At 63.5% G+C, this 23,268-nt stretch carries 22 protein-coding genes; 10 read left to right on the forward strand and 12 right to left on the reverse strand.

From position 1 onward, the window contains the following. Window positions 1–13 precede the first annotated feature (13 nt). Genes AC1MB9_RS12015 through AC1MB9_RS12025 form a run of 3 tightly spaced genes read left to right on the forward strand, consistent with a single transcriptional unit; the run spans window position 14 to window position 3,060 of the window. Window positions 14–1,246, forward strand: coding sequence for an ABC transporter ATP-binding protein (locus AC1MB9_RS12015; protein WP_479962180.1), 1,233 nt, complete (start codon window positions 14–16; stop codon window positions 1,244–1,246). A gap of 48 nt (window positions 1,247–1,294) precedes the next feature. Then, complete coding sequence (locus AC1MB9_RS12020; protein WP_479962181.1) at window positions 1,295–2,140, forward strand: glycosyltransferase family 2 protein; 846 nt, start codon at window positions 1,295–1,297, stop codon at window positions 2,138–2,140. After that, window positions 2,137–3,060 carry a hypothetical protein gene (locus tag AC1MB9_RS12025; protein WP_479962182.1) on the forward strand — a complete coding sequence of 308 codons (924 nt, stop codon included), beginning with the start codon at window positions 2,137–2,139 and terminating at the stop codon, window positions 3,058–3,060. The genes AC1MB9_RS12020 and AC1MB9_RS12025 overlap by 4 nt, the downstream gene beginning before the upstream one ends. Before the next feature lie 18 nt (window positions 3,061–3,078). Here the strand turns inward: AC1MB9_RS12025 and AC1MB9_RS12030 are convergent, their stop codons facing one another. From AC1MB9_RS12030 to AC1MB9_RS12045, 4 genes are all read right to left on the reverse strand, one after another. Then, window positions 3,079–4,377, reverse strand: a complete 1,299-nt coding sequence (locus AC1MB9_RS12030; protein WP_479962183.1) for a hypothetical protein — start codon at window positions 4,375–4,377, stop codon at window positions 3,079–3,081. A gap of 82 nt (window positions 4,378–4,459) precedes the next feature. Next, complete coding sequence (rfbA, locus tag AC1MB9_RS12035; RefSeq protein ID WP_479962184.1) at window positions 4,460–5,329, reverse strand: glucose-1-phosphate thymidylyltransferase RfbA; 870 nt, start codon at window positions 5,327–5,329, stop codon at window positions 4,460–4,462. 5 nt (window positions 5,330–5,334) lie between these two features. After that, on the reverse strand, window positions 5,335–5,943 hold the full coding sequence (locus tag AC1MB9_RS12040; RefSeq protein WP_479962185.1) for a dTDP-4-dehydrorhamnose 3,5-epimerase family protein: 609 nt from the start codon (window positions 5,941–5,943) through the stop codon (window positions 5,335–5,337). Window positions 5,944–6,005: 62 nt separating this feature from the next. Beyond that, entirely contained in the window at window positions 6,006–8,027 is a 2,022-nt protein-coding gene (locus AC1MB9_RS12045) for a cell wall-binding repeat-containing protein (RefSeq protein WP_479962186.1), read from the reverse strand. Window positions 8,028–8,356: 329 nt separating this feature from the next. Between AC1MB9_RS12045 and rfbB the strand changes: the two genes are divergently transcribed. The 3 genes from rfbB to AC1MB9_RS12060 all read left to right on the forward strand — a co-directional run bounded on the left by rfbB (window position 8,357) and on the right by AC1MB9_RS12060 (window position 11,409). Beyond that, window positions 8,357–9,346, forward strand: a complete 990-nt coding sequence (rfbB, locus tag AC1MB9_RS12050) for a dTDP-glucose 4,6-dehydratase (protein ID WP_479962187.1) — start codon at window positions 8,357–8,359, stop codon at window positions 9,344–9,346. A gap of 72 nt (window positions 9,347–9,418) precedes the next feature. Continuing rightward, the gene (rfbD, locus tag AC1MB9_RS12055; protein ID WP_479962188.1) at window positions 9,419–10,270 is read left to right on the forward strand and encodes a dTDP-4-dehydrorhamnose reductase; all 852 of its coding nucleotides are present in this window, start codon (window positions 9,419–9,421) and stop codon (window positions 10,268–10,270) included. Next, window positions 10,267–11,409: a glycosyltransferase family 4 protein gene (locus tag AC1MB9_RS12060; protein WP_479962189.1), complete on the forward strand. Its 1,143-nt coding sequence runs from the start codon at window positions 10,267–10,269 to the stop codon at window positions 11,407–11,409. Before rfbD ends, AC1MB9_RS12060 begins: the two co-directional genes overlap by 4 nt. Before the next feature lie 28 nt (window positions 11,410–11,437). On the opposite strand, the gene AC1MB9_RS12065 is transcribed toward AC1MB9_RS12060, so the two are convergent. Next, on the reverse strand, window positions 11,438–12,403 hold the full coding sequence (locus AC1MB9_RS12065) for an NAD-dependent epimerase/dehydratase family protein (RefSeq protein ID WP_479962190.1): 966 nt from the start codon (window positions 12,401–12,403) through the stop codon (window positions 11,438–11,440). Further along, a complete protein-coding gene (locus AC1MB9_RS12070) occupies window positions 12,400–13,416 on the reverse strand; it encodes a glycosyltransferase (protein WP_479962191.1) in 1,017 nt (338 codons plus the stop codon). Before AC1MB9_RS12070 ends, AC1MB9_RS12065 begins: the two co-directional genes overlap by 4 nt. 133 nt (window positions 13,417–13,549) lie before the next feature. Here AC1MB9_RS12070 and AC1MB9_RS12075 point away from each other — a divergent pair, with 133 nt between their 5' ends. Then, window positions 13,550–13,987: a GtrA family protein gene (locus tag AC1MB9_RS12075; RefSeq protein WP_479962192.1), complete on the forward strand. Its 438-nt coding sequence runs from the start codon at window positions 13,550–13,552 to the stop codon at window positions 13,985–13,987. Here the strand turns inward: AC1MB9_RS12075 and AC1MB9_RS12080 are convergent. The 4 genes from AC1MB9_RS12080 to AC1MB9_RS12095 form a co-directional block, all read right to left on the reverse strand. After that, on the reverse strand, window positions 13,960–15,555 hold the full coding sequence (locus AC1MB9_RS12080) for an ArnT family glycosyltransferase (RefSeq protein WP_479962193.1): 1,596 nt from the start codon (window positions 15,553–15,555) through the stop codon (window positions 13,960–13,962). The genes AC1MB9_RS12075 and AC1MB9_RS12080 overlap by 28 nt on opposite strands. Window positions 15,556–15,760: 205 nt before the next feature. After that, window positions 15,761–17,125: an LCP family protein gene (locus AC1MB9_RS12085; RefSeq protein ID WP_479962194.1), complete on the reverse strand. Its 1,365-nt coding sequence runs from the start codon at window positions 17,123–17,125 to the stop codon at window positions 15,761–15,763. Next, window positions 17,122–17,589, reverse strand: coding sequence for a 5-(carboxyamino)imidazole ribonucleotide mutase (gene purE / locus AC1MB9_RS12090; RefSeq protein WP_479964637.1), 468 nt, complete (start codon window positions 17,587–17,589; stop codon window positions 17,122–17,124). Before purE ends, AC1MB9_RS12085 begins: the two co-directional genes overlap by 4 nt. A gap of 95 nt (window positions 17,590–17,684) precedes the next feature. Further along, on the reverse strand, window positions 17,685–18,821 hold the full coding sequence (locus AC1MB9_RS12095; protein ID WP_479962195.1) for a 5-(carboxyamino)imidazole ribonucleotide synthase: 1,137 nt from the start codon (window positions 18,819–18,821) through the stop codon (window positions 17,685–17,687). Between the two features lie 128 nt (window positions 18,822–18,949). Here AC1MB9_RS12095 and AC1MB9_RS12100 point away from each other — a divergent pair, with 128 nt between their 5' ends. Then, complete coding sequence (locus tag AC1MB9_RS12100; RefSeq protein ID WP_479962196.1) at window positions 18,950–19,513, forward strand: GtrA family protein; 564 nt, start codon at window positions 18,950–18,952, stop codon at window positions 19,511–19,513. 14 nt (window positions 19,514–19,527) lie between these two features. Here the strand turns inward: AC1MB9_RS12100 and AC1MB9_RS12105 are convergent, their stop codons facing one another. Then, window positions 19,528–20,100 carry a PH domain-containing protein gene (locus AC1MB9_RS12105; RefSeq protein WP_479962197.1) on the reverse strand — a complete coding sequence of 191 codons (573 nt, stop codon included), beginning with the start codon at window positions 20,098–20,100 and terminating at the stop codon, window positions 19,528–19,530. A 7-nt stretch (window positions 20,101–20,107) separates the two neighbouring features. Beyond that, entirely contained in the window at window positions 20,108–20,962 is an 855-nt protein-coding gene (locus tag AC1MB9_RS12110; protein WP_479962198.1) for a biotin--[acetyl-CoA-carboxylase] ligase, read from the reverse strand. A gap of 218 nt (window positions 20,963–21,180) precedes the next feature. Here AC1MB9_RS12110 and AC1MB9_RS12115 point away from each other — a divergent pair, with 218 nt between their 5' ends. Together AC1MB9_RS12115 and AC1MB9_RS12120 are read left to right on the forward strand one after the other, a co-directional pair. Continuing rightward, entirely contained in the window at window positions 21,181–22,794 is a 1,614-nt protein-coding gene (locus AC1MB9_RS12115) for an acyl-CoA carboxylase subunit beta (RefSeq protein ID WP_479962199.1), read from the forward strand. Window positions 22,795–22,800: 6 nt separating this feature from the next. Continuing rightward, window positions 22,801–23,085, forward strand: a complete 285-nt coding sequence (locus AC1MB9_RS12120) for an acyl-CoA carboxylase epsilon subunit (protein WP_479962200.1) — start codon at window positions 22,801–22,803, stop codon at window positions 23,083–23,085. Window positions 23,086–23,268: the final 183 nt, after the last annotated feature.

Consider the following 23,268-nt stretch of genomic DNA (forward strand, 5'->3'; position numbering starts at 1 on the left):
CACGGAAATCAGGATGATGCAGCAGCAGGAAAATTCACGCGACGTCGGCGACACCCCGGACATCATTGTGATCGACGACGTCTCCAAGCGCTTCGTTTTGCGCAAGGACAATTCTCTCAAGGAACGCCTCGTCACCCTCGGGCGAGTGGGACGCCGACACCGCGAGGAGTTCTGGGCCCTGAACGGTGTGACGACAAGCATCCAGGCCGGTCACACGGTCGCACTCATCGGTCACAACGGTTCGGGCAAGAGCACCCTCCTGAAAGTCATCGGGGGGATCATCGACCCGACTTCAGGAAGCGTCACGCGGCGTGGCCGTGTCGCCGCGCTCCTGGAACTCGGGGCCGGTTTCCACCCCGACCTCACCGGCCGAGAGAACGTCTTCCTCAACGCCTCGATCATGGGGCTGAGCCGCTCTGTCACCGAGGCCCGGTTCGACGACATACTCGAGTTCTCCGGCATCGGGGACTTCATCAACACGCAAGTGAAGTTCTATTCTTCCGGAATGTACGTGCGCCTCGCGTTCGCCGTCGCCGTTCACACGGACCCGGACCTGCTCCTGGTCGACGAGGTACTCGCGGTCGGGGACGAAGCCTTCCAGCGGAAATGTCTCGACAAGATCCGCTCCTTCCAGGAGGAGGGACGGACCATCATTCTGGTGACACACGCGCTGAGCCAAGTCGTGGAATTGTGTGACCGCGCCATCCTCCTCAACAAGGGAGCCATCGAATTCGACGGCGAACCCCGCATCGCCGTCGCCCAGTTTCGCGACATCCTCGAAGATCGCCGCCTGGCACAGGTCACACCGGTGTCCGTTGAGACGGAAAGAGAGGCAGTCGTTCATGCTGCCAGTGCGCGCCCTGAGGCTCGCGGCCCAGACGAGGCCCTGCATCAAGGCGACGACCTGCTCATCGAGATGGACATCGAACACTTCGGCATCACCGAAGACTGGATGTGCGCCATCCAAATTGACAACACGCTCGGGCAAGTTGCTTACGGCACAACGACAAAACGCCTGTCACTGCGCCTGAAGCCGCTGGAGGGCCGCCGAACCATCTGGTTCCGTCTTCGCGATACCCATTTTGGCGGCGGCAAGTACTTCGTCAACGTCTCCCTCATGGATTCCACGGGTCGTCACTTCGCCGACCTTCCCCAAGCCTGCTCGTTTGACGTGGTGGACATGGAACTCGCGGTCGGATCGACGTATTCGGTTCCCGAATTTTTCGAGCTCGCACCAACGCGTTAGCCACGGACCTCGAGCGAGCTTCGCACCGTATGACCTTAGAAAGGCCCCATGTCCTCCTCCGTGCTTGTCGTCAGTGTTACTCACAACACAGGTGCCACACTGACGGCGTTTCTTGACTCGCTTTCCGAGGCAAGCACGCGCCCGCTGTCTGTCGTGATTGTGGACAACGCCTCACGCGACCTCACCGAGGAACGAGCCGCGACGGCGGCTCACGGGGCCCGCCTTCTCGAAATGGCCGACAACCTGGGCTACGGAGCGGGTGTCACCGCGGGGATCAAGGCCTGCGGCGATGGCGTCGATTATTTTCTCATCACCAACCCGGATGTGACGTTCGCTCCCGGGGCGATCGATGCACTCGTGCTCGCGGCCGAGGAGCTTCCCGATTGCGGCTCCTTCGGACCCAGGATCCTGGATGCATTGGGACAGGTATATCCCTCGGCCCGCAACCTCCCGTCCCTCCGAACCGGCATCGGGCACGCTGTCTTCGCCCGACTGTGGAAGGGCAATCCATGGTCCGCCACGTATCGGTCCGATCAGAATTACGGCACCGAACGCCGCGCAGCCGGTTGGCTCTCGGGGGCGTGCCTTCTGGTTCGACGCAGCGCGTATGAGACCGTTGACGGCTTTGACCCCCGGTTCTTCATGTATTTCGAGGACGTCGATCTGGGTGCCCGCCTCGGAAAATCGGGGTGGACGAATATGTACATTCCCGCGGCCGTGGTGACGCATACGGGAGCGCACTCCACCGCTGGCAGCGCAAAGCGTATGGAGCGCGTACATCACAACAGCGCATACATCTATCTCGCCCAGAAATACTCCGCCTGGTACCTCGCGCCTGTTCGGGTGGTGCTCCGGGTTGGGCTTGCCGTGCGGGGCTGGTGGGTGACCCGGTGAATGGGCTGCTGGCGACCCTGGCGGCGGTCCCTCCTCGAGGCACTCGGTTCCTGCGCCGGCAGGCGGGCCGGGCCCGCCGGGTGGCGCGGGGAGCTGTTGGGCGCGCACAGACAGCCGCGCTCACTTCGGCCACGCGCGTCGCCGGTCGCACAGCGGCGCTGGGGCTGGCCGGCCAGTGGCGCCTCGGCGTCTACCGAGGACGCACCGGCAGGTTCACCGTGCACCGGCTCACAGGCGAGGTGGATGCGACGGCGCTGCCCGTCGTCATGTGTCTCTGGAATCGCCCCCAGCGCATCGATGATATTCTCGGGCAGTTGGATGCCCAAAGCGGCTCCAGGCCCGTCCGCCTCCTGCTGTGGAACAACCAGCCTCGCGATGACGAGTACTACCGCGCCAAGATCGGAGGCTACGTACGCGCCGGCTCACTCTCCAGCGTGGAATACGTGTGCAGCTCACGCAATTTCGGGGGCTTGGCTCGGTTCTTCCTCGCCCGACAGTTGCTCCGAGACGGGTACCGCGGGCACATCGTCCTGCTTGACGATGACGAGAACGTCACAAGCGAATTCACCGCATCAATGCTGCGCTACGCGAAGCCGCGAGAGATCGCCGGTTGGTGGGCATACAACTACATCGACTCGCACTGGAACCGGACCAAAACGGAACCCGGCCACGTCGCAGACTATGCCGGTACAGGCGGCGCGATTCTCGATGTGGAGATCGTGCAGGACAAGTCGTTCTTCACGGACCTTCCGCAACGCTTCGCCTTTCTGGAGGACCAGTGGTTGTGCAGCTACGCCCAGAAACGAGGCTGGGCTGTGCGCAAGGCCGATGTGGACATCACCTTCGTTCTCGATGAGACCAACCAGTTCCATTCCCTGGCCGTTCTCAAGAACGAGTTCCGGGATTACCTCGCCCGGTAGGCCGTTCTTTCCGTGGCGCTACGCGAATATGACCGTGCACACCGTGACGGTGACAACGAGCAGCGATCCGTAAACAACAGTGGCCCACTGCGCGAACTTGTTCTGCAGCATGAACGCGGCGGCAAGCAGGAACGCCGGCAGCAGGGTCATGGCATAGCGTGCGATGACGGGGAAAACATCTCCAAGCAGCACGTACATGGTGATGGCAAGCATCGGCGCAAAGACGGTCGCGGCGGCCACCGTGGCAATGGACAGCGAGCGATTGAGGGGGTCCGCGTGTTTCATGCATACGAAGGCGACCACACCGGCCACGGTGACGAGCACCAGCGGGGCACCGAGCATCGGTGGGAGCCGAAGGATCGGGTCGTAGCCTCCACCCAACGCACCCGGGTTCAGGAAAAGGGTCAACTGCGCAAGTATATCCCGCCACAGGAAATCGGTCGTGAGCCCCTGATCCGGTCCGGGCCCGACCGACAATTGTGACCGGACGAGCAGCCAGGCCACCTCAGACAGCGCCGCTCCGCCAACAGCCACCACGGTGGCGGCGAGGAGCTTCATTCGCCGAGAACGGCCGAGTGCCCTCCACGAGGAAAAGACAAAGATCAGGAGGAAGAGCGCGACCAGGCCAAGAGCGAGAACCGTGGTCACCTTGAGCAGGATGCCGAATATCGCGATCGGGACCAGCCACCATGGTGAGCTTCGTCCCAGCGCTGCCCCGACTCCGGCCAGCAGGAGCAATGCGCCGATGAAAAACACCGGAGCATCCGTGGAGATGTACGTGTTGGCCCAGAACGTCGTCGGGGCACCGATAACGGCCAGTCCCAGCCCCAGATTCACCAGCCGAGGCACCTTCAGCAGGGCCAGAAGTTTGTAGAAAACGAGCAGCCCACCGACCAGCCAGAATATTCCGGTCGCCCGGGCGGCCATGAGGAACTCTGCCCCCGTCAGGAACTGAACCCCCTTCGCCAGAGCCCACGTAATCGCGAAGTAGATCGGCGTGTAGAGATCGGCGGACGTCTTTCCCTGTTGCGGATACTGCGCATACGTGTCCTCGACGGCGTCGCACGGCTCTCCGCGTGGTCCGAAGGAGTCGCCGTCGCAGGCCATCGCCGTCAGCGCCTCGTGCCCCATGTACTCGCCCTGGCGCACGATTCCCTGCGCTGGAATCTTCACAACGTAGTCGTAGTACACCCACTCATCGAAGGGCGCCAGCTGGTCGGAATGGTTCGCGGTCGAGATGCCACCGCTGACACACGCGACCAGGACCAGAACGATCGGGATCCACGACCGGCGAATCCAGCGAAGCACACCGGACAAGCGGTCGTTTCCTGCCGGGGTAGCGGCCGACGTCGACGCTGAGTCATCTGTTTCGGGCTCATGCGCAGCCGCAGTATTCATGCTATTCGGGCCCAACCAGCAGACTACCGAGGTACTTTCCGTACCCGCTTTTGATCAGCGGAGCCGCGAGCACAGCGAGCTCTTCATCGTTGATCCAACCCGCGCGCCATGCGATTTCTTCTATGCAACCAACCTTGAACCCTTGACGATCTTCAATGACGCGCACATATTCGGAAGCCTGCATCATCGATTCAAACGTTCCCGTGTCCAGCCATGCGGTTCCACGGTCAAGAATTTGAACGTGAAGCTTGCCCTGTTCCAGGTAGCGCTCATTGATGGTGCTGATTTCGAGTTCACCGCGAGCACTGGGTTCGATCGTCTTGGCAATTTCCACGACAGAGTTGTCGTAGAAATAGAGACCGGGCACGGCATAGTTGCTCTTGGGTTTGGCGGGCTTCTCCTCGATAGAGACGGCCGTCAACGTTTCGTCGAATTCGACCACGCCATAGGCCGTGGGGTTGGAGACGTGATAGGCGAAAATACGCGCCCCCTCAAGCTCAGCATTCCCCCGAAGGGATGCGCCGAGACCGGCGCCGTGGAAGATATTGTCGCCCAGAACAAGAGCCACGGTCTCGTCTCCGATGAACTCTTCGCCAATGATGAACGCCTCGGCGAGACCATCGGGCGAAGCCTGAACGGCATACTCAATCCGGATCCCCAGGCTCGCACCGTCACCCAGGAGCGCCCGGAACTGCTCGTTGTACTCGGGGGTCGTGATGATCAGGATCTCTTTGATGTCGGCCATCATCAGCGTTGACAGGGGGTAGTAGATCATCGGCTTGTCGTAAATTGGCATGAGCTGCTTCGAGATGCCCTTGGTGATCGGCCACAGGCGCGTGCCCGAACCGCCGGCCAGAATGATTCCGCGCATAAGTCTTAGTTCCTGTCGTTCAAAGTGGCGTAGTAGGCGCGGGCAGCGTCCCAGGTCGGGAGCAGGCCGGCGGCGGCGGCGGCGGCCAGGCTCGGCGCCTCCGTGTCCTTAGGCGACAACAGCAATTCGCCGGCCTCTTCCGGGAATACCAGACCGATCTCTTCATCGAGGGGGTTGATCCCGTGCTCACGACCAGGGTTGAACTTGCTGCTCACGAGGTAGCTGACGGTGGCATCCTCGGTCAACGCCACAAAGCAGTGTCCCAACCCCTCGGCAATGTACACGGCGCGGCGGTCCTGATCGTCCAGGAGCACGCTGTCCCACTGCCCGAATGTCGGCGAGCCAACCCGGATGTCGATGATGTAGTCGAGTACCGCACCATGCACGGCCGTGACATATTTGGCCTGGCTCGGCGGAACATCCGCAAAGTGAATCCCGCGAACAGACCCGCGTTTGGACACGGATGTGTTCGCCTGGGCTATATCGAAGCGGTGACCGATCGCATTTTCGAGTTCGTCAAAGCGATACCACTCGAGAAACACCCCGCGAGTGTCGCCGAACTGCTTCGGCGTGATCTCGTAGGAGTCGGGGACAGAAAGCTCTCGAATTTGCACTCCCGCAGTCTAACAAGGGCCCGGCCCGGCTCGCGCGTATCAGCGCGGCCGAGGCCGGGAGATCAGGCGCAGGGGGTCAAGGAGCCCACACCGTTGCCCAGTGCGGCGGTACCGCCGAGGAGGTTCAGGCTCGCCACCTTTGCCTGCAGGAAGTGCGCGATAACGCCCGACGGAACGCAGTTGGGCTGCGCCAGATACAGGGGCGCTGAGTCGCGCCCCGCTAGTGCCCCGCCCGTCAGCCCATCGGCGAATGCGGCGGCACTGGCCACATATCCGGTGGTCGCGGTGGGGTACATCGCCGTGTTGACCGCCAGAGACGTGGCGAATCGATCGCTGCCCGAGAGGCGGGTCAGGGAGGTGACTCCCGGAACCGCACGAAGCTGTTGCTCCAGTCGAGCGGAGATTGCCGACGTCCCACCCACTACCGTGAGCTGGGTCACTCCCCACTTTTGGAGGGCCCTCGACAGATCGCCCGGAATGTTAGATGCGACTCCGTCGAGCAACAGAACGGGGCTGTCCTGGGCACCGGCCGCGGAAGCAACGGACAGCGCGTCAGGGAAATCATTCCCGCTCACGATGAATGCCTTGCCGGAACGAAGCGCGCCCAACGTCTCGCCGATCTGCAGCGACGTGTCCCAGCGGTCGATTCCTCCCACGCGGGAGACCTCTGGAGCGCTCGGGAGCGCCTTCAGCTGGCTGCCCACGTCCCCTGAGATCGCCGACGTCCCGCCGACGATGACGATCTTCTGCGGCTTCAATCTTTGTAGCTCTGTGGCGGCGGCGGGTGGCAGCGAACCCTTGGGCGTCAGGAGCACGGGGCCGCCTGCCGCGGCCGCAGCCGGAATGACGCTCAGCGCATCGGGAAAGTTCTCGCCTGCCGCGATGTACGCCACAGCAATACCAGGTGCGTAGTTGTTCAGGGAGATGTTCGCCGCCGTTTCATACCGATCGGTGCCGGACGTTCGCGAGACCGTTGCGGAGGAAGGCACGTTGACCGATGTGCAGCCCAGCGAGATATCCCGGCCCTGCCCCTGATTGGCGACGTCAACGCACACGTCTTGCTGCCCCACGGCGGCATTGAGCATGATGGAGAAACCGTGGTTCGTGCCGGACCCGGGGAATTTGGCTTCGGACTCGGGGTTGGAACCGTTGGCGGTCACGTATTGGCTCCATCCGGCCCCGTGCACGCGCACGCTGACCGGGCCAGACATATTGTCCGGATCGACTGCCCAACCGGAAATGCTAACCGCGTTGACTCCGGCGGTGACGGCCTGAACCTTGCCCATCGGGTCACCGGTGGGAGAACCGAACCAGGAATTGTAGTAATCCCAGAAGTTGCGGTTGCCGTAGGAGGAGCAGCCGTCGCCGGTGCCGCCCAGGTTGGCCAGAGCAGCCTTGTTGGGCTGGTACGGGGTGTAGTAGTAGAGCGCCGCCGTGGCTCGATTGTGGATGAGCACATTGGATGAGCCGCAGGCCGCATTCGGGTGATACCTGACGGCATTCACCTGACCGACCTTGATGGACGTGTGCGAACCCGCAGGGTTGCCGTACCAGGCGAGTTGGCGCGCCCCGGAGTACACCTGGTTGAAGAAGCCGTAAAAAGCAGAGTCACATGCTGCGGTGTCAGGACAGCCCTGCCCCAGGGCTGCGCGAAGATTCTGCGCTGTCGGCGCCCTCTTTGTCACCAACCCCTGTTCCTTTTGCAGGGTGACCAGAATCGCCTTGGCACTAATCGTGCAGGCTTGTTGGACCTTGTAAATCACCCGCGCGGCCGACTCATTTGCCTGACCGGGATAGGTGGCGCAGGTGCCGAAGGACAGAGTAGTCGTGGGGGTGTCGATGCGGAGGACGTTCAGGCAGTAGGAGTTTAGGCAGGTGCCGATCTTTGCGTTCAGGAAGGCCTGGATCTGGGCCTCCGTCATGGCATCCTTGGCATAGAACTTCGAGTCATCGATGATGTAGCCCGGGTTGAAATCCGAGCCTGAGATGGCCTCCGCCTGCGGCGGTGCCTGTACCGCGACGAGTCCCACCGCCACGACTAGTGCTGCCAGTGCTAATCTTGCAAACCGGTTAATCCCACGCATGTGCGTCCTGCATCCCTGTATTGTGCGAGTCGCCAGGCTTTCGCCTGCGCGCGCGATATTTACCACTAGACAGAAAGTCTCCCATATACTCCGCTCATTCGGTCCCAAACGGGGGGTTTGATTCCAACGGGAGCCGCGGAGGAGTTTCGCGGCGGTGGTGCGCTCGCCCGTTCCGGGTCGAACAGCCCGCGCGTCGGCCAGGTCCGGTGACGCGACTGTGCCGTTCAGCGCAGAGCCGCCGTGCTGGAGTCTGCTCGGCACACACCCGCAAGGGCGCCGGTTAGAATAGCGTCGCCTCCCAAACGACTAGAGACAGGTCAACACCACATATGAAGATCCTCGTCACCGGCGGCGCCGGTTTCATCGGCTCCAACTTTGTCCGCCGCACGATTGAAGACAAGTACCCGGGCCTCGAAGGTGCCGAGGTCGTGGTGCTGGACGCGCTCACGTACTCGGGCAACCTCGAGAATCTGGCTCCCGTCGCCGACTCTGCGCGCTACACGTTCGTACACGGGGACATCCGCGACGGCGCCCTGCTCGATACCCTGTTCCCCGGCATCGACGCGGTCGTGCACTTCGCCGCCGAGTCGCACGTGGATCGTTCGGTTCGCGACGCCTCCATTTTCGTGGAGACCAACGTGCTCGGCACACAGCAGCTGCTCGACGCCGCCCTGCGCAACGACCTGAAGCGTTTTGTGCACGTCTCCACCGACGAGGTCTACGGCTCCATCGCGGAAGGCTCGTGGGACGAAGAGCGCGCACTGGAACCCAACTCCCCCTACTCGGCGTCGAAGGCCGGCAGCGATCTGCTCGCCCGCAGCTACCACCGCACCCACGGCCTCAACGTGTCGATCACGCGCTGCTCGAACAACTACGGCCCGTACCACTTCCCCGAGAAGGTCATCCCGCTGTTCGTCAGCAACCTGATCGACGACAGGCACGTTCCCCTCTACGGCGAGGGCAACAACATCCGCGACTGGCTGCACGTCGATGACCACACCCGCGCCATTGCCATGGTGCTCGTGGACGGCCGCGCCGGTGAGATCTACAACATCGGCGGCGGAACCGAGCTCACCAATAAGGAGCTCACCCAGATGCTGCTCGACTCCACCGGCAAGGATTGGTCGTACGTGGACCGCGTCGCGGACCGTCTCGGCCACGACCTGCGCTACTCGGTGGACATTTCCAAGATCCAGGCCGAGCTGGGCTACGCGCCCGAGGTTCCGTTCGAACAGGGGCTCGCCGATGTGGTGCAGTGGTACCGCGACAATCGCAGCTGGTGGGAGCCCCTCAAGGCTCGCGCCGCCCTGGACAACTAGCCCCCGTCAATTCCGCCTTCGCGGTATTTTCGAACGGGTAGATCCACCGTTTTCATTGTTTAGAGGAGCTCTATGAAGTATTTGATCACCGGCGCATCCGGCATGCTTGGCCGCGATCTGCAGGCGGCCCTGGCCGGACACACCGTGACGGCGCTCGCGCGCGAAAACCTCGATGTGACCGACCTCGACGCGGTCACGGCCGTGGTTGAGGGTCAGGACGTGGTGATCAATGCGGCGGCGTACACAAAGGTGGACGACGCCGAAACAAACGAAGACGCGGCGTACGCCGTGAACGCGGTGGGGGCCAGGAACCTGGCCGTCGCAGCCTCCATTGCCGGTGCGCGTCTCGTTCAGGTGTCAACGGACTACGTGTTCAACGGCAGCGCCACAACCCCGTACGCCGAAAACACGCCGCTCGACCCGATCAGCGCATACGGGCGCACGAAGGCCGCCGGTGAGGAATTCGTGCTCGCCAAGAACGCGCCCGCGTCCTACATCGTGCGCACCGCGTGGCTGTATGGCCAGCACGGCCCCAACTTCGCCAAGACGATGCTGCGGTTGGCAGAAACGCACGACACGGTGAGCGTGGTCAACGACCAGTTCGGTCAGCCCACCTGGACCAGCGACCTCGCAGCCCAGATCGTGTATCTGCTCGACGCGGATGCCCCCGCCGGCATCTACCACGGCACCAACTCCGGCAAGACGACGTGGTTCGACTTCGCACGGGCCGTGTTCGCGTCGGCCGGCCTCGATCCCGCGCGCGTACTGCCCACGGACAGCTCGGCGTTCGTGCGCCCCGCGCCCCGTCCGGCGTACTCCGTGCTCGGCCACGACGCCTGGCGCGCGGCCGGCCTCGAACCAATGCGCCCGTGGGAGGAAGCCCTCTCCCAGGCCGCAGCCGAAGGAGCGCTCCGAACCGAATGATCACCCTTCGTGTTGTCGTCGATCAGATGGTCGCGCCCGTTCCCGGTGGCGTCGGCCGCTACACCGAGGAACTCACCCGCGCGCTCATCGCGACGGCCCCGGCCGGGTGCGAGGTGGAAGGCATCGTCTCGTCGTCTCCCCCCGACCAGTATGAGAAAATCGAGGCCGCGCTGCCGGGCCTGGTGTCCCTCGCGAAGACGACCCTCGCTCGCCGGGAACTGTCCGTGGCGTGGAGCCTCGGTGTCACGGCGTCGTCCGGTTCGGGCATGATCCATGCGCCGTCACTGCTCGCGCCGCTGCGCCGTCACGATCGAATGATCGACGGCACGCAGGTGGCCGTGACCGTTCACGACGTGCTGGCGTGGACGCATCCGGAGTCGCTCACGCCTGCCACGGTGGCGTGGACGAAAGCCATGGCGAAACGCGCCCGCAAGTACGCCGACGCCATCGTGGTGCCCAGCCACGCGGTCGCCACCCAGCTCGGCGAGATCATGGACTTCGGCGACCGTGTGCGCGTGATTGGCGGCGCGGTGGGCAGCGGATTGGTTGTCCCGCCCGAGTCGCGTGCGGCAAGCCGTGCGGCCGCCCTGGAGCTTCCAACGGAGTACATTGCGGCGACGGGATCGCTCGACCCGCGCAAGGGCATCACCGCGTTGATCACGGCGCTCGGCCGACCCGGCGCCCCCGATCTGCCCCTGGTTGTGATCGGCCCCGATTCCTGGGGCGAACTCGACATTGCGTCGGTCGCCGATGAGGCCGGGCTCGAGCCCGGCCGGGTGCGGGCGGTGTCTGGGCTGAGCGATGAGGACCTCGCCGTTGTCATCGCCCGCGCCGCGGTGTTCGTGTACCCGAGCCTCGAAGAGGGCTTCGCATTGTCGATCATCGAGGCGTTCCACCTGGGCACACCGGTCGTGCACTCCGACGCTCCCGCGCTCGTTGAGGCGGCCGGCGATGCCGGCCTGGTCGTGGCGCGGGCGGATGCCGACGGGTACGCGGACGGGTTGGCCGCCGCATTGTCACGGGTCCTGACCGATACCGAGCTGGAGCAGCGTCTGCGCATCTTCGGCAGCGACCGAGCCAAGGCGTTCAGCTGGCGGGATTCCGCCGAGCGCGTCTGGCAGCTGCACGCCGACCTCTAGGAACCGATAGAACTTGGAGAGAGGCCCGCTATGCCTGAAGCCGTGACAAGCGCCCCGGCTGCAACCATTCGAGTCGCATGTGATCGATAGTGCTTCGTATCCCTGCGGCGAACGTCATCTGGGGCACAAGATCCAGATCGGGCCAGCACTCCGAACGGAGGCGCAAGTCGCGGCTCTGCAGTGACGCTGCCCGCGACGTTCCCATAATAACCAACGGTCTGGACCCGCTCACCTGGCGAAATTGCCCGAGCACCGCCGCAACACTCACCGCACGACCCGAACAGATTATCTTCATACGTACGGTCTGAGCGCCGCGTTGGGAGATCAAACGCTGACCACAGGAAACTAGGATTCGCGCGCAGTCGTCGACGAAGATATAGTCCCGCAACGTGTCGAGTGGGACGAAGATGGAGATCGGCGTCCGAGTCACCGTTGAAAAGCACAGCATCGAGACGAGACCTTGACGTTTATTCAGCCTCTGTCCCGGACCATACAGGTTGGCTATCCGGCCGACGAATATCGAAACTCCGGTCTTGTTGGACAACTGCTGAAGCTCCTCTTCAGCTCGCAGCTTACTGGCGCCGTACTGCCCCAGCGGTCGGACTTGGGAGCGCTCCGTAAAAGGCGCGCCGGTCGAACCGCCATAAACGGCACCTGCAGACGAGGTGAGGACAATTGAACCGCGCGCCAGGGTCGAGGCCGCTAAACCTGCGACTGACGCAAGAAATGACCGCAGAGTTGTTAGCTCCCCCGCCAGCTTGACCGGATCAGAGTCTGTTACTCCCGCGCCGGCGCACCAGAAGATCTGCCAAGAGCCCGTCCCCGCCGCGCGAAGCAGGCCAGCCATCCCCGACGCCAAGTCACGGGAGGCATGGGGTCCATCCCATCCGATGGGTCGCGACGTGAAGGTGCTCAGCTTGTCCTTCGCCAGAGCCCTGACCATCGCCGATCCCAGCAGGCCGCCTGCGCCGATGACCCAGCTTGTGGACGTCACAGAGGAAAAGTCCTACGCCCCAGCGGGCCGTTCTCGGGATCACTCAAGATGAGATACGGGGGCTTGCCGAGGGCCATATTCACGACAACCCCGATGTATTCGGCAATTACACCGAGCGAGAAAAGTATTGCCCCTGACGCGATCAGAATAACGGTGATCTGAGACGTCCAACCGACTGGGAGGCCTCCCGACGTCAGGCGCTGGATCGCGAAGGTCATCGCGAGCAGCAGCCCCGCGAGGGCAAAGACGGCTCCCAGGACGCTAACGAGTCGAAGGCCCCGAGTTCCGCTGGACAGTATCAGCTTCCAGAAGTGGCTGAAGAGGGTCGGCAGGGAGTAACCCGACGCGCGCCTGGTATCTTGACGCAACTCAACCGCGGCTGTCGCGTACTTGGACGCGACCCAACCCAAGGCCACATCAAGGTATACCTGAGCCCCAGCGTACGCCGCAATGCTGCGCCCAACGTCGCCGAGTACGAGACGGAAACTCTGGTAATCGATCATGGACGGGTTGCCGGAAAGTCTCGAGACAATGACCTTGGCGGAACGAGAGGCCGCGTTGCGCACCATGCCATGCGGCGCCTCATTAGTCGGTCTGGCGTAGACCAACGGCGCCCCTTCGGCGAGCGCGGCGTCAAGCAGCGCCCCGATGTCAGCGGGGTCGTGCTGGCCGTCTTCGTCCAGCGTAGCGATCCACTCCGAACCGCTTGAAGCCATGCCGGCGAGCGTTGCCGAGTGTTGGCCGAAATTGCGGCTGAGCCAGACCGACCGCACAAAGCTGTATTTCACCTGAAGTTTCCGAATAACTTCGGCTGATCCGTCCGGACCGTTGTCAAAGACCAGGATCACCTCGGCGATACGCCACTTCGCCCCCCGGGGGGTTCTCCCCACAGCGGTCAAGGGCAGCATCTCAAGCAGGAGGTCATCGAGTGTCCCTTCGCCCTTGTAGACGGGGATGACCACCGACACCTCGTGGGGAGCTACCGTAGGATTGTTCTGGTCTGATGACGGCATAGAAACAACGATCCTAAGCTTGAGGTAATGGCCGCAGAAGGCCCAGAGTCGATAATATCAGGGACGAATGAATGAACGTGCGCGGCGACCGGCAACCCATGAGAGGCGAATGCACACTCGATTGACAAGACTTTTGGCTGACCAGCGCGTGGGTTTTCTGCTCGTGGGTGCCACAAACACCGTTGTAGGATTTGCAACTTTTTCGGCGCTCACCCTGTGGGTTTTCCACGACGTGTATTTGGGATATCTCTTCAGCCTCGGGGTCTCCTACACAATAGGAATCTCCCTGGCCTTCGCGCTCTATCGGCGATTCGTCTTCAAAGTGCGCGGATACTTCTTTAGAGACTTCACCAGATTCGCGAGTGTATATTTGGTTGCCATCGCAGTGAACGCGGCCACACTTCCCCTACTCGTCGAGGTGATGACCGTTCCTCCCCTCGTCGCGCAGACCGTTATCCTGCTGGCCACGACATTGCTCAGCTTCATCGGTCACAAGAAGTTTTCCTTCAGGCGCGGACCCGGTGAACATGCGACGCACGGGGCTCAGGATGGCGAAGGGACAATCCGGTAGACGGACAGGGTACATCCGGATGACCCGCCGGCGGCGAACGCCTGAACGGCTGCGGTCCCGCGCAGGACGTTCAGCGGTTCGAAGCCTGTGCCGTCCTCTGCTGAAACTTCGGGTGTGACTCGCAGCTCCAGGTCCAATTGTGAATCTATCTCGTCATAGAAGCGCCGTTCTTCGCCAAACTTCGCTTGCTGGAAGTAGCGGTCGTTCATGCAGCTACTAGTTAGGACATATTTACGGTCTGGATCCACGGCCACCAGCCGACCACTGACGGTCGTGAAATCATCGAAGATGGTTTTGGGCCCTCCGGGTATGAACGGCGAGTAGCCCTCATAGATGGTGTTGCTTTCCGTGATCCCGATTTCTGCAAATCGACTTGCGGCGGCGATCCGCGTGTCGGTGGCGAGCAACGCCACGACCAGCCCCAGTGACCCGCCCAGGAGGTTGGCAACGACGACGACCACAAAAGCCGCGACGCCTGGTTTGCGCCAACGACTGTTCGAAAGGTGCTCGGCAGCATAAGTCCAGGAGTAGTAAATTCCGATGCTGCTGAGGATCAGGGGACTGATGACCATGGGAACGCCCCAGCGTTCCCAATGCAGCGGGACGGCGCTCATAATCACCCAGAAGACGGAACCCAGAAGCGCGGGCAGTGCTGCAAACATGCGGTTTCGAGCGACGGTCACCAAGCCCACCAAGACCATGATCGACAGCAATATCCCGCTGACTTCGACGAATTCAATGGCATAGAAGCCGAGATTTCCACCCCAACTGAGGCCGTCCGCACCGGGGTGGACGGACCGAGATTCCTGGCGGATAGATGCCACCACAGCCTGCGAGTTTGTGAAGAGGACGGGCGAGATAGAAAAAAGAAAGACTACGACGGCGGAGACTGCTGTGGCTCCATGCGTCACTATCCTGCTGTAGCGCCGATCCTTGACGGCGGCAAAGACAACGACGACGGCGATCATAACCGTGGCGATGGCTCCCGGGTACTTGATGGCTATGGCGACGGCGGTCGCGGCGCTGGCGACAATCAGACTCGAATAACTCGCTCGTTCCGTGTAATACATCAAAGCGAGGATCACGGCCATGAGCGCGGTCGTTAGTGGAACATCTGGGCTTGCGAAGTGCGAGTGCTCAACGAGAACCGGAAAAATAGAGAACAGGACAAGGGCGATAAGCGCGATACTCCGATTGAAACGGCGCCCGATGAGATATGCCAGGACAATAGAGGCCACACCGAAGAGTGCCGTGATGGCACGCGATATGAACAAGAAGACTCCGGGATCGGCCGCATACGCCGCTTCGACGGGCACATGAACGACCAGATGCGCATACGCCTGGTACGCAAGGTAGCTGAGTTGAATCTCGACGTGGTCAGGTCGAAAATACAGCGACGGTTCAAAGGAATTTCGTTGTGCCAGGTCTAGGGCGCCGGTCACGATGACCCACTCGTCAGGGTTCAGCTGCTGGGGCAAGCCCCAGCAGAGTCCGAGGAAGCGCAGTGCGATCCCGATAGTAACTGCGCACGCCACAACCGCAATTCTCCAGTTGACTTTCGTACTCATCCAGCGGGCCATCTACTTCTCTCGAGTTCTTTCACCTTGGAGATCGCCAAACGATCGGTTAGGACGCTCCGCTGTTTGCCCTGGCTTCTGCTGCTAGCTTGAGCGCCATTCGATCGCCCTTGCCGATTCTTTCATGAAGACGATCAATCGCGGATTGCCGTCGTGCGGGCGCCGGGCCTCGCGCTCTGTCGTCAGGGCAATTCTCCTATTGGGCCGGGGCGTCCGTCGTCGGAGAGGCCAGCGCGGTGTCGATGAGCACCTTGATGGCGGCGTAGTCGGGATTCTCGGGATCCACCCCGTTTTGTGGGATGAGCGGGACCGAATTGATCGGCAAGGTCTTCGTCTTGGCCGCCAGGTTCACGAAGTACCCGAGCATTCCCTGCGGGACATCCGTTCTCACTACCTGCTTGCCGGCCTTCGCCACGGCCTGGAACTTCGTCAGCACATTCGCCGGACTCGCCTGTGCGAGCAACGCCTCTTGCATCTGAGTCTGGCGCTGCATGCGGTCGTAGTCGCTCGTGCCGTGGCGCGAGCGAGCAAACCAGAGCGCGTGATAGCCGTCCATGTGCTGCATACCGGGCTCGAACCAGAACAGCACCTCCGTGAATGTCTCGTCGGTGTGCACCGGAACCCGGTTCTGCACGTCGATATCGATCCCGCCGAGAGCGTCGATCAGGTCGGAGAAGCCCTGCATATCAATCAACACGAAGTACTGGATCGTCAACCCTGTGATGCCCTGCGCCGCTTCGATGGTGGCCTGGATTCCGGGGCTGCTGCCCTGGGCGGCGGCGTCGGGGTACAGGAAGGACCGCTTCAACTCGGCTTCGGTGTAGATGGAGTTGAGCTGGCAGGCGTCCGTGTCACAGCCGTCAATGGCGCCGTAGCCCTCCGGGTACAGTTCGCCGAGCGCCGATCCGGCCGAGAACGGCACGTTCTGCAGGTTGCGTGGCAGGCTGATCGTCGTCGCCTGTCCGCTGGTCGCATCGACGCTGACCACGGTCAGACTGTCGGGGCGGAGCCCCTCGCGATCGGCCCCGGCGTCACCGCCGAGCAACAGCACGTTGTACCGACCGTCGACGGGCGGTTCCGTGGGCCCGGCGACGAACACCGAGGAGAGGAACCCGCTCGCGGTCACGGCGACATACGCGCCGTATCCGGCCGTGCCGCTAACGAGCAGCATGACGGCGGTGGTCAATACCGCGATGGTCGGTCGGGCGCGGGGGCCGGTGCGCACGAGCCGCACGAGCCGCAGCGTGTCCAGCGTGAGCGTCAACCAGACCGCCCCGTAGAAGGCGAGCGCGAACGCGGCCGCCCACAGACCGTACGTGCTGGTGAAGATCGTCAGGAAGAGTTCCGGCAGCAACTTGTACACGGCCAGTGTCGCCGCGGCGAGGGCGACGAAGGCGATTGTGGCGCCCAGGCCGAAACGGCCGAGGCGGCGGTTTCCGGCGAGCACCTGCACCGAACCGGGCAGCGCCACGTTGAGTACGACAAGCCACCAGGCCCGCTTGGTCATTGTTTCTGTCGACCCGAAGTCCGGGTATCGAATGGGGTTGGTTATTTGGCTCATAGGCGCGCCTGCAAGTCGCGGTTCTTCTGCCTGGCCTGCTCGGAGAGGCCGCGAGTGAACTCTTCAAGTTTGAGCCGCAGGGAGCCGTCGGATGTGGCGAGGATTTTCACGGCCAGCAGCCCGGCGTTGCGAGCGCCACCGATCGACACGGTCGCCACCGGCACACCGGCCGGCATCTGCACGATAGACAGCAGCGAATCCATGCCGTCGAGCAGCCCGAGCGGCACGGGAACGCCGACAACGGGCAGCGTCGTCACGGCGGCGAGCATACCGGGGAGGTGCGCGGCCCCGCCGGCACCCGCGATGATCACCCGGAGACCACGCTCGTGAGCGGTCTCGCCGTAGGCGATCATCTCGTGCGGCGTGCGATGCGCAGACACCACCTGCACTTCACAGGGCACGCCGAAATCGCGCAGCACCTGCACAGCGGCACTCATCACGGTGAAATCGGAGTCAGACCCCATGACCACGCCCACGAGCGGGGGCCCTGAATCGGCGGGAACAGTGGTCTCGGGCAGGTCTGACGCGGAGTTGTCTAGCACGGAGACGATCTTATGGCTCAGTCCTGCAAGAACGCCGCAGTGGCGCGCGCGCGATACATGGCGTCGTCGAGGTCGTCGCCGCCGGTCGTCACGTGCCCGACCTTGCGACCGGGGCGGCTCGCCTTGCCGTAATTGTGCACCTTGACGGTCGGATGCTCCGCGAGGGCCTGCCCGTAGCGGTCGCCCAGCGTGCCGTCGGCCGGCCCGCCGAAGACGTTCACCATGACCGACCAGATGTCCCTGGCACCCGTGGCGCCGAGCGGAAGGTCAAGCACGGCGCGCAGATGCTGCTCGAACTGACTCGTCGTGGCCCCGTCAATGGACCAGTGGCCGCTGTTGTGGGGACGCATGGCCAATTCGTTCACGAGCAAACGATCATCCGTCGTCTCGAACAGCTCCACCGCGAGCACGCCCGTGACACCGATGCCCTCGGCGACGGCGATGGCGATGTCCGCGGCGACGTCGGCGACGCGCCCGGCCGAACGTGGTGCCGGGGCGATGACCTCGGCGCACACGCCGCCGCGCTGCACCGTCTCGACGACCGGCCACAGCGCCGTCTCTCCGGAGGGACGACGCGCCACCACCTGGGCGAGCTCGCGACGGAATTCCACGAGCTCCTCCACGAGCAGCGCCCCGCCGTTGGCGTCTTCGGCGAGCGCGGAGAACCAGTCATCGGCCTCGTGCTCGTGCGCGACGACGCGCACGCCCTTGCCGTCGTAGCCGCCGCGGGCCGTCTTCACCACGGCGCGCCCGCCGTGCTCGGAAAGAAAGGCGCCGAGCTGCTCCGAGTTCTCGACCCGAGCCCAGTCAGGGACGGGCAGTCCGAGCTCGGTGAGGCGCTCCCGCATGAGCAGCTTGTCCTGGGCGTAGAGCAAGGCGTCGGGGCCCGGATGCACCTGCACGCCTCGCCGCACGAGTTCGCGCAGGATCTCCTGCGGAACGTGCTCGTGGTCGAAGGTGATCACATCAACGGTGTCGGCGAAGGCCACGACCGTGTCGAGGTCCCGGTAATCGCCAACGCCGCTCGCCGCGAGTTCGGCCGACATACCCTCATGCTCGGCGAGCACCCGCAGGTCGATCCCGAGCGCCACGGCTGCGGGGATCATCATTCGGGCCAGCTGGCCACCACCAATCACACCAACGGTCAAAGCCATGTGTTCACCATTCCTTCGTGCGGACGCTCAGACAACAGGTTGATTCTCAGGTTGCGCAATCGAGCTCGTCATAGACTGCGAGCTGCTTGCACACCAACTGTAATTTTACGATCGACGAACGGATGCGTGTGACAGTCTCGATCAACCGTAGCCGCCTCCTGAGTCTCGCGACCCAGGTCGGCAAGTTCGGCGCGGTCGGGATCATCGGTTTTGTCGTGGATATGAGCGTCTTCCTACTGCTGCGCACCACGATCTTCACGCCGGAGAACATCCACGCCGGGCCGATCTACGCCAAGATCGTCTCCACCTCGCTGGCGATCATCGCCAACTGGATCGGCAACCGCTACTGGACATTCGGCGAACATCGGCAGAGCCGGGCGGTGCGCGAAGGCCTCGAATTCCTGGCCGTGAGTCTCGTGGGCATGGGAATCGGCCTGGCGTGCCTGTGGCTGAGCCACTATGTACTCGGGTACACGAGTGTTCTGGCCGACAACATCTCCTCGAACGTGGTCGGCCTGGCGCTCGGATCGGTCTTCCGCTTCGTGCTGTACCGGTACTGGGTCTTTTCGCCCGGTCGCCGCGGAGCCCTGGTGCAGCTTGAGTCCGACCTCGCCGCATCCGCACCCACGTCGATGGAACCGGGCGCGGCGGAGCTGCACGCCATGCGCCCGCAGGCGGTCAGCCGCGGCTGACCGCCCCGCAGAGGCTATCGGCGGCCCCAGCCGCTCGTCTCGGGCGCGAGCGCCCACTGCTCCTCACGACTCGTTCCGATCATGCTTCGCGATTCGTGCATGAGGTCATGGAGCACCTGCTGCACAAGCTCGGCGTTGGGGATGTCTTTGGCCAGCAGCGGATGCGCCAGGCCGGTATTGATACTGACCGTCCCCGAGCGCCACAACGATTGCAGCCAGGTCTGGCGAACCGTCACCTCATAGCCGCGGCTGTGCACAAGTTCCTGACGGGTGCGCACGAAGAATCCCCGGCGAAAGATGATGCGGCGGGTCGTGATCGTGTACCGGTGATTGAGCCAGAACGCGAGCGGCAGCAGCCACCCCACGATCACGAGCAGCACCGCGGCAACGATAAGCAGCGAATTCTGCCACGGCTCGGGCAGGTTGCCCGCATAGTACCCCGTGGCGCCGCACACGAGGAAAAGCAGCACCGTGGGCCAGAACAGCACACGTGCGTGCGGCCGCACCCGCGCCACAACACGTTCCGGCGGCGCGGCATGCGTGGGCATCGGTGCGGTGGAGGCGCCGGCGTTCTTCTTCTTGCCCATGTATCTATTAATACCTCAGGTGGGTGACATCGCCGGCGGCGACAGCCTGAACTTCCCCATCCGCGTCGTTCTGCACCACAAGGCGACCGTCGTCGTCGATCCGCTGCGCCGTGCCGATGATGTCCGTTCCTCCGGGCAGTTCCACGCGCACCGTCGAACCGAGAGTTCCGCACAGCTCGTTCACGGTGTCGTGGAGACCGCTCACCTGCGGGTCCCCGTTCGCCGCGAGGAGCGCGCGGTAGAGCGCGGCGAAATGCGTGAGATAGCCGGCCAGCACAACGTCCGTGATCGGCGGCTTTCCTGTCACCAGAAGCAGGGAGGTGGAGGTGAGAGTGGGCAGGTCGTGTTCGGACAGGGAGAGGTTGAGCCCGGTTCCGATGACAAGGCCGGCCGCGTCCGGCAGCAGCTCGCTGAGAACGCCGGACACCTTGTAGCCGTCGATGAGCACGTCGTTGGGCCATTTGAGCGCCACGTCATGGCGGGGCGGTTTCTCCTCCGGCAGGGCACCCGTGTCCGTCGGGTGGGCCACGACGCCCGTCTGCACGGCGTCACGCACTGCCTGCGTCATGGCGGCCCCGGCGAGAAGCGGGAACCACCCGAGCCGCTGCGGGGGGAAGACGCCGCCTCCGAGAAGGCCGGGACGCACCAGCACCGAGATGGCGAGTGATTTTCCCGTCGGGGCGAGCCAGGTGCGGCCGAGCCTGCCTCGGCCGCGGGTCTGGTTGTCGGTGACGACCACGGACAGGTCGGGCCAGCCGCCGGCATCCGTCCGCGCGTGCTCGACCAGAACGTCGTTTGTCGATCCCGCCTCGGCGAGAAACTCCAAACGGGCGACAACCTGTTGACTGAGCGGTAATTCCATGCGCACCCCTTTGGCTTGTGGCGGGAAGAGATTCGGCCGTCGGGCTCTCCGCGTCGCTAGTTCAGGATATTCTCCCGATTCGGCCCGCAGGCACGTGTCTTGTGGCCGGTTTGACCCGGATCTCCTGAATTAGCGACGGTGGGCAGGGAAACCACCAGTGAAACGGTGGTTCTTTGTTCCCATTCGTCAACGCTCGGCCGACGGGGCTGGCCGGTAGAGTGAAACGCGTGACTGACAAGACGCCCTCGCCGGGCCCCGACCTGTACACGACGGCTGGAAAGCTCGCCGACCTCAAGCTGCGTTATCACGAGGCCGTGACCGCAAGCGGGGCCGCCGCCGTGGAGAAACAACACGCCAAGGGCAAAATGACGGCGAGGGAGCGCATCGACCAGCTGCTCGACTTCGGCTCGTTCGTGGAGCTCGACGAGTTCGTGCGCCACCGCACGGTGGCGTTCGGCATGGAGAAGAAGCGTCCCTACGGCGACGCGGTCGTCACCGGAACGGGAACCATCCACGGTCGCCAGGTCGCGGTCTACTCGCAGGACTTCACCATCTTCGGCGGATCCCTCGGCGAGGTGGCCGGGGAGAAAATCATCAAGGTAATGGACCTCGCCCTGAAAACCGGGGTGCCGATCATCGGCATCCTCGACTCGGGTGGAGCCCGCATCCAGGAGGGTGTGGTGGCCCTCGGCAAGTACGGCGAGATCTTCCGCCGCAACACCGCCGCCTCCGGTGTCATCCCGCAGATTTCCATCATCTGCGGCCCGGCCGCCGGTGGCGCCGTGTACTCCCCCGCCCTCACCGACTTCGTGATCATGGTCGACAAGACCAGCCAGATGTTCGTCACCGGACCCGACGTGATCAAAACCGTCACCGGTGAAGACGTCGGCATGGAGGAGCTCGGCGGCGCCCTCACCCACAACAAGGTCTCCGGCGTCTCGCATTACCTCGCGACCGACGAGACCGACGCGCTCGACTACGCCCGCACCCTGCTCAGCTACCTGCCCGACAACAACCTCGCCGAACTGCCCGTGTTCGACAGCGAGGTCGAGCTGGAGACGACGGATGCCGACCTGAAGCTCAACTTCATCATCCCCGATTCCCCCAACCAGCCCTACGACGTCAAGACGGTGATCGAGCACATCGTGGACAACGGGGACTTCCTCGAGACGCAGCCGCTCTTCGCCCCCAACATCGTCGTCGGCTTCGCACGCGTCGAGGGCCGTTCAATCGGCATCGTCGCGAACCAGCCGAGCGCCATGGCCGGGACCCTGAACATCGAGGCCGGCGAGAAGGCGAGCCGGTTCGTTCGATTCTGCGACGCCTTCTCTATTCCGATCCTCACCCTCGTCGACGTGCCGGGCTTCCTCCCCGGCACCGACCAGGAGTGGACCGGCATCATCCGCCGCGGCGCAAAGCTGCTGTACGCCTATGCGGAGGCCACTGTGCCCCTCGTCACCGTCATCCTGCGCAAGGCCTACGGCGGCGCGTACATTGTGATGGGATCCAAGCAGCTCGGTGCGGACATCAACCTCGCCTGGCCGACGGCGGAAATCGCGGTCATGGGCGGGCAGGGCGCCGTCAACATCCTCTACCGGGCCGAGATCAAGCAGGCCGAGGCCGACGGTGAAGACGTGGCTGCCGTGCGCACCCGGCTCGCGAACGAGTACACCTACAACGTCGCAAGCCCGTTCCTGGCCGCGGAACGCGGTGAACTCGACGGAGTGATCGAACCGGCCGCCACCCGCGTGTCCGTCACCAAGGCCCTGCGTGCCCTGCGCACCAAGCGCGCGTCGCTTCCGGCCAAGAAGCACGGGAACATCCCGCTGTAGGGCGCCATGACACACACACAGCGCGCAGACGGCACCAACTCCCCCGAACGAGCGCAAACAACGCCGCTCGCGTCGGAATTCGACCCGTCGGAGATCGTTTTCATCACCCAGGGCGTCACCGACACGGAAGCCTCGTCGGTCATGGCAGTTCTGCGCGGTCTGCTGCGCGAGGAGTCCGATGGGCGGCGCACGGCACCGGGCCTCGGGCAGAGCGCCTGGCAGATCAACCAACGATCCGTTCGCCGGCCGATCACTCCCGGGCCGGGCCGCTGGCGCAGTTTTTCCGGCTGACCGGCACTGTCCCCCTAAATGCCGACTGTGCAATCCCCGTCGAACGTACAGAATAGTAATTGCTCGGTGTTGCTCAAAGAGTTACACCACCAGATTCTCGCCGACTAGGGTATTGAGGCGAGAATATGGGGGCGAGCACGGTGGCATTCGGGTTGTCACCTTTGCTCGGAATGTAGAAAGGGA

The sequence above is a fragment of the Cryobacterium sp. AP27 genome (assembly GCF_056680495.1).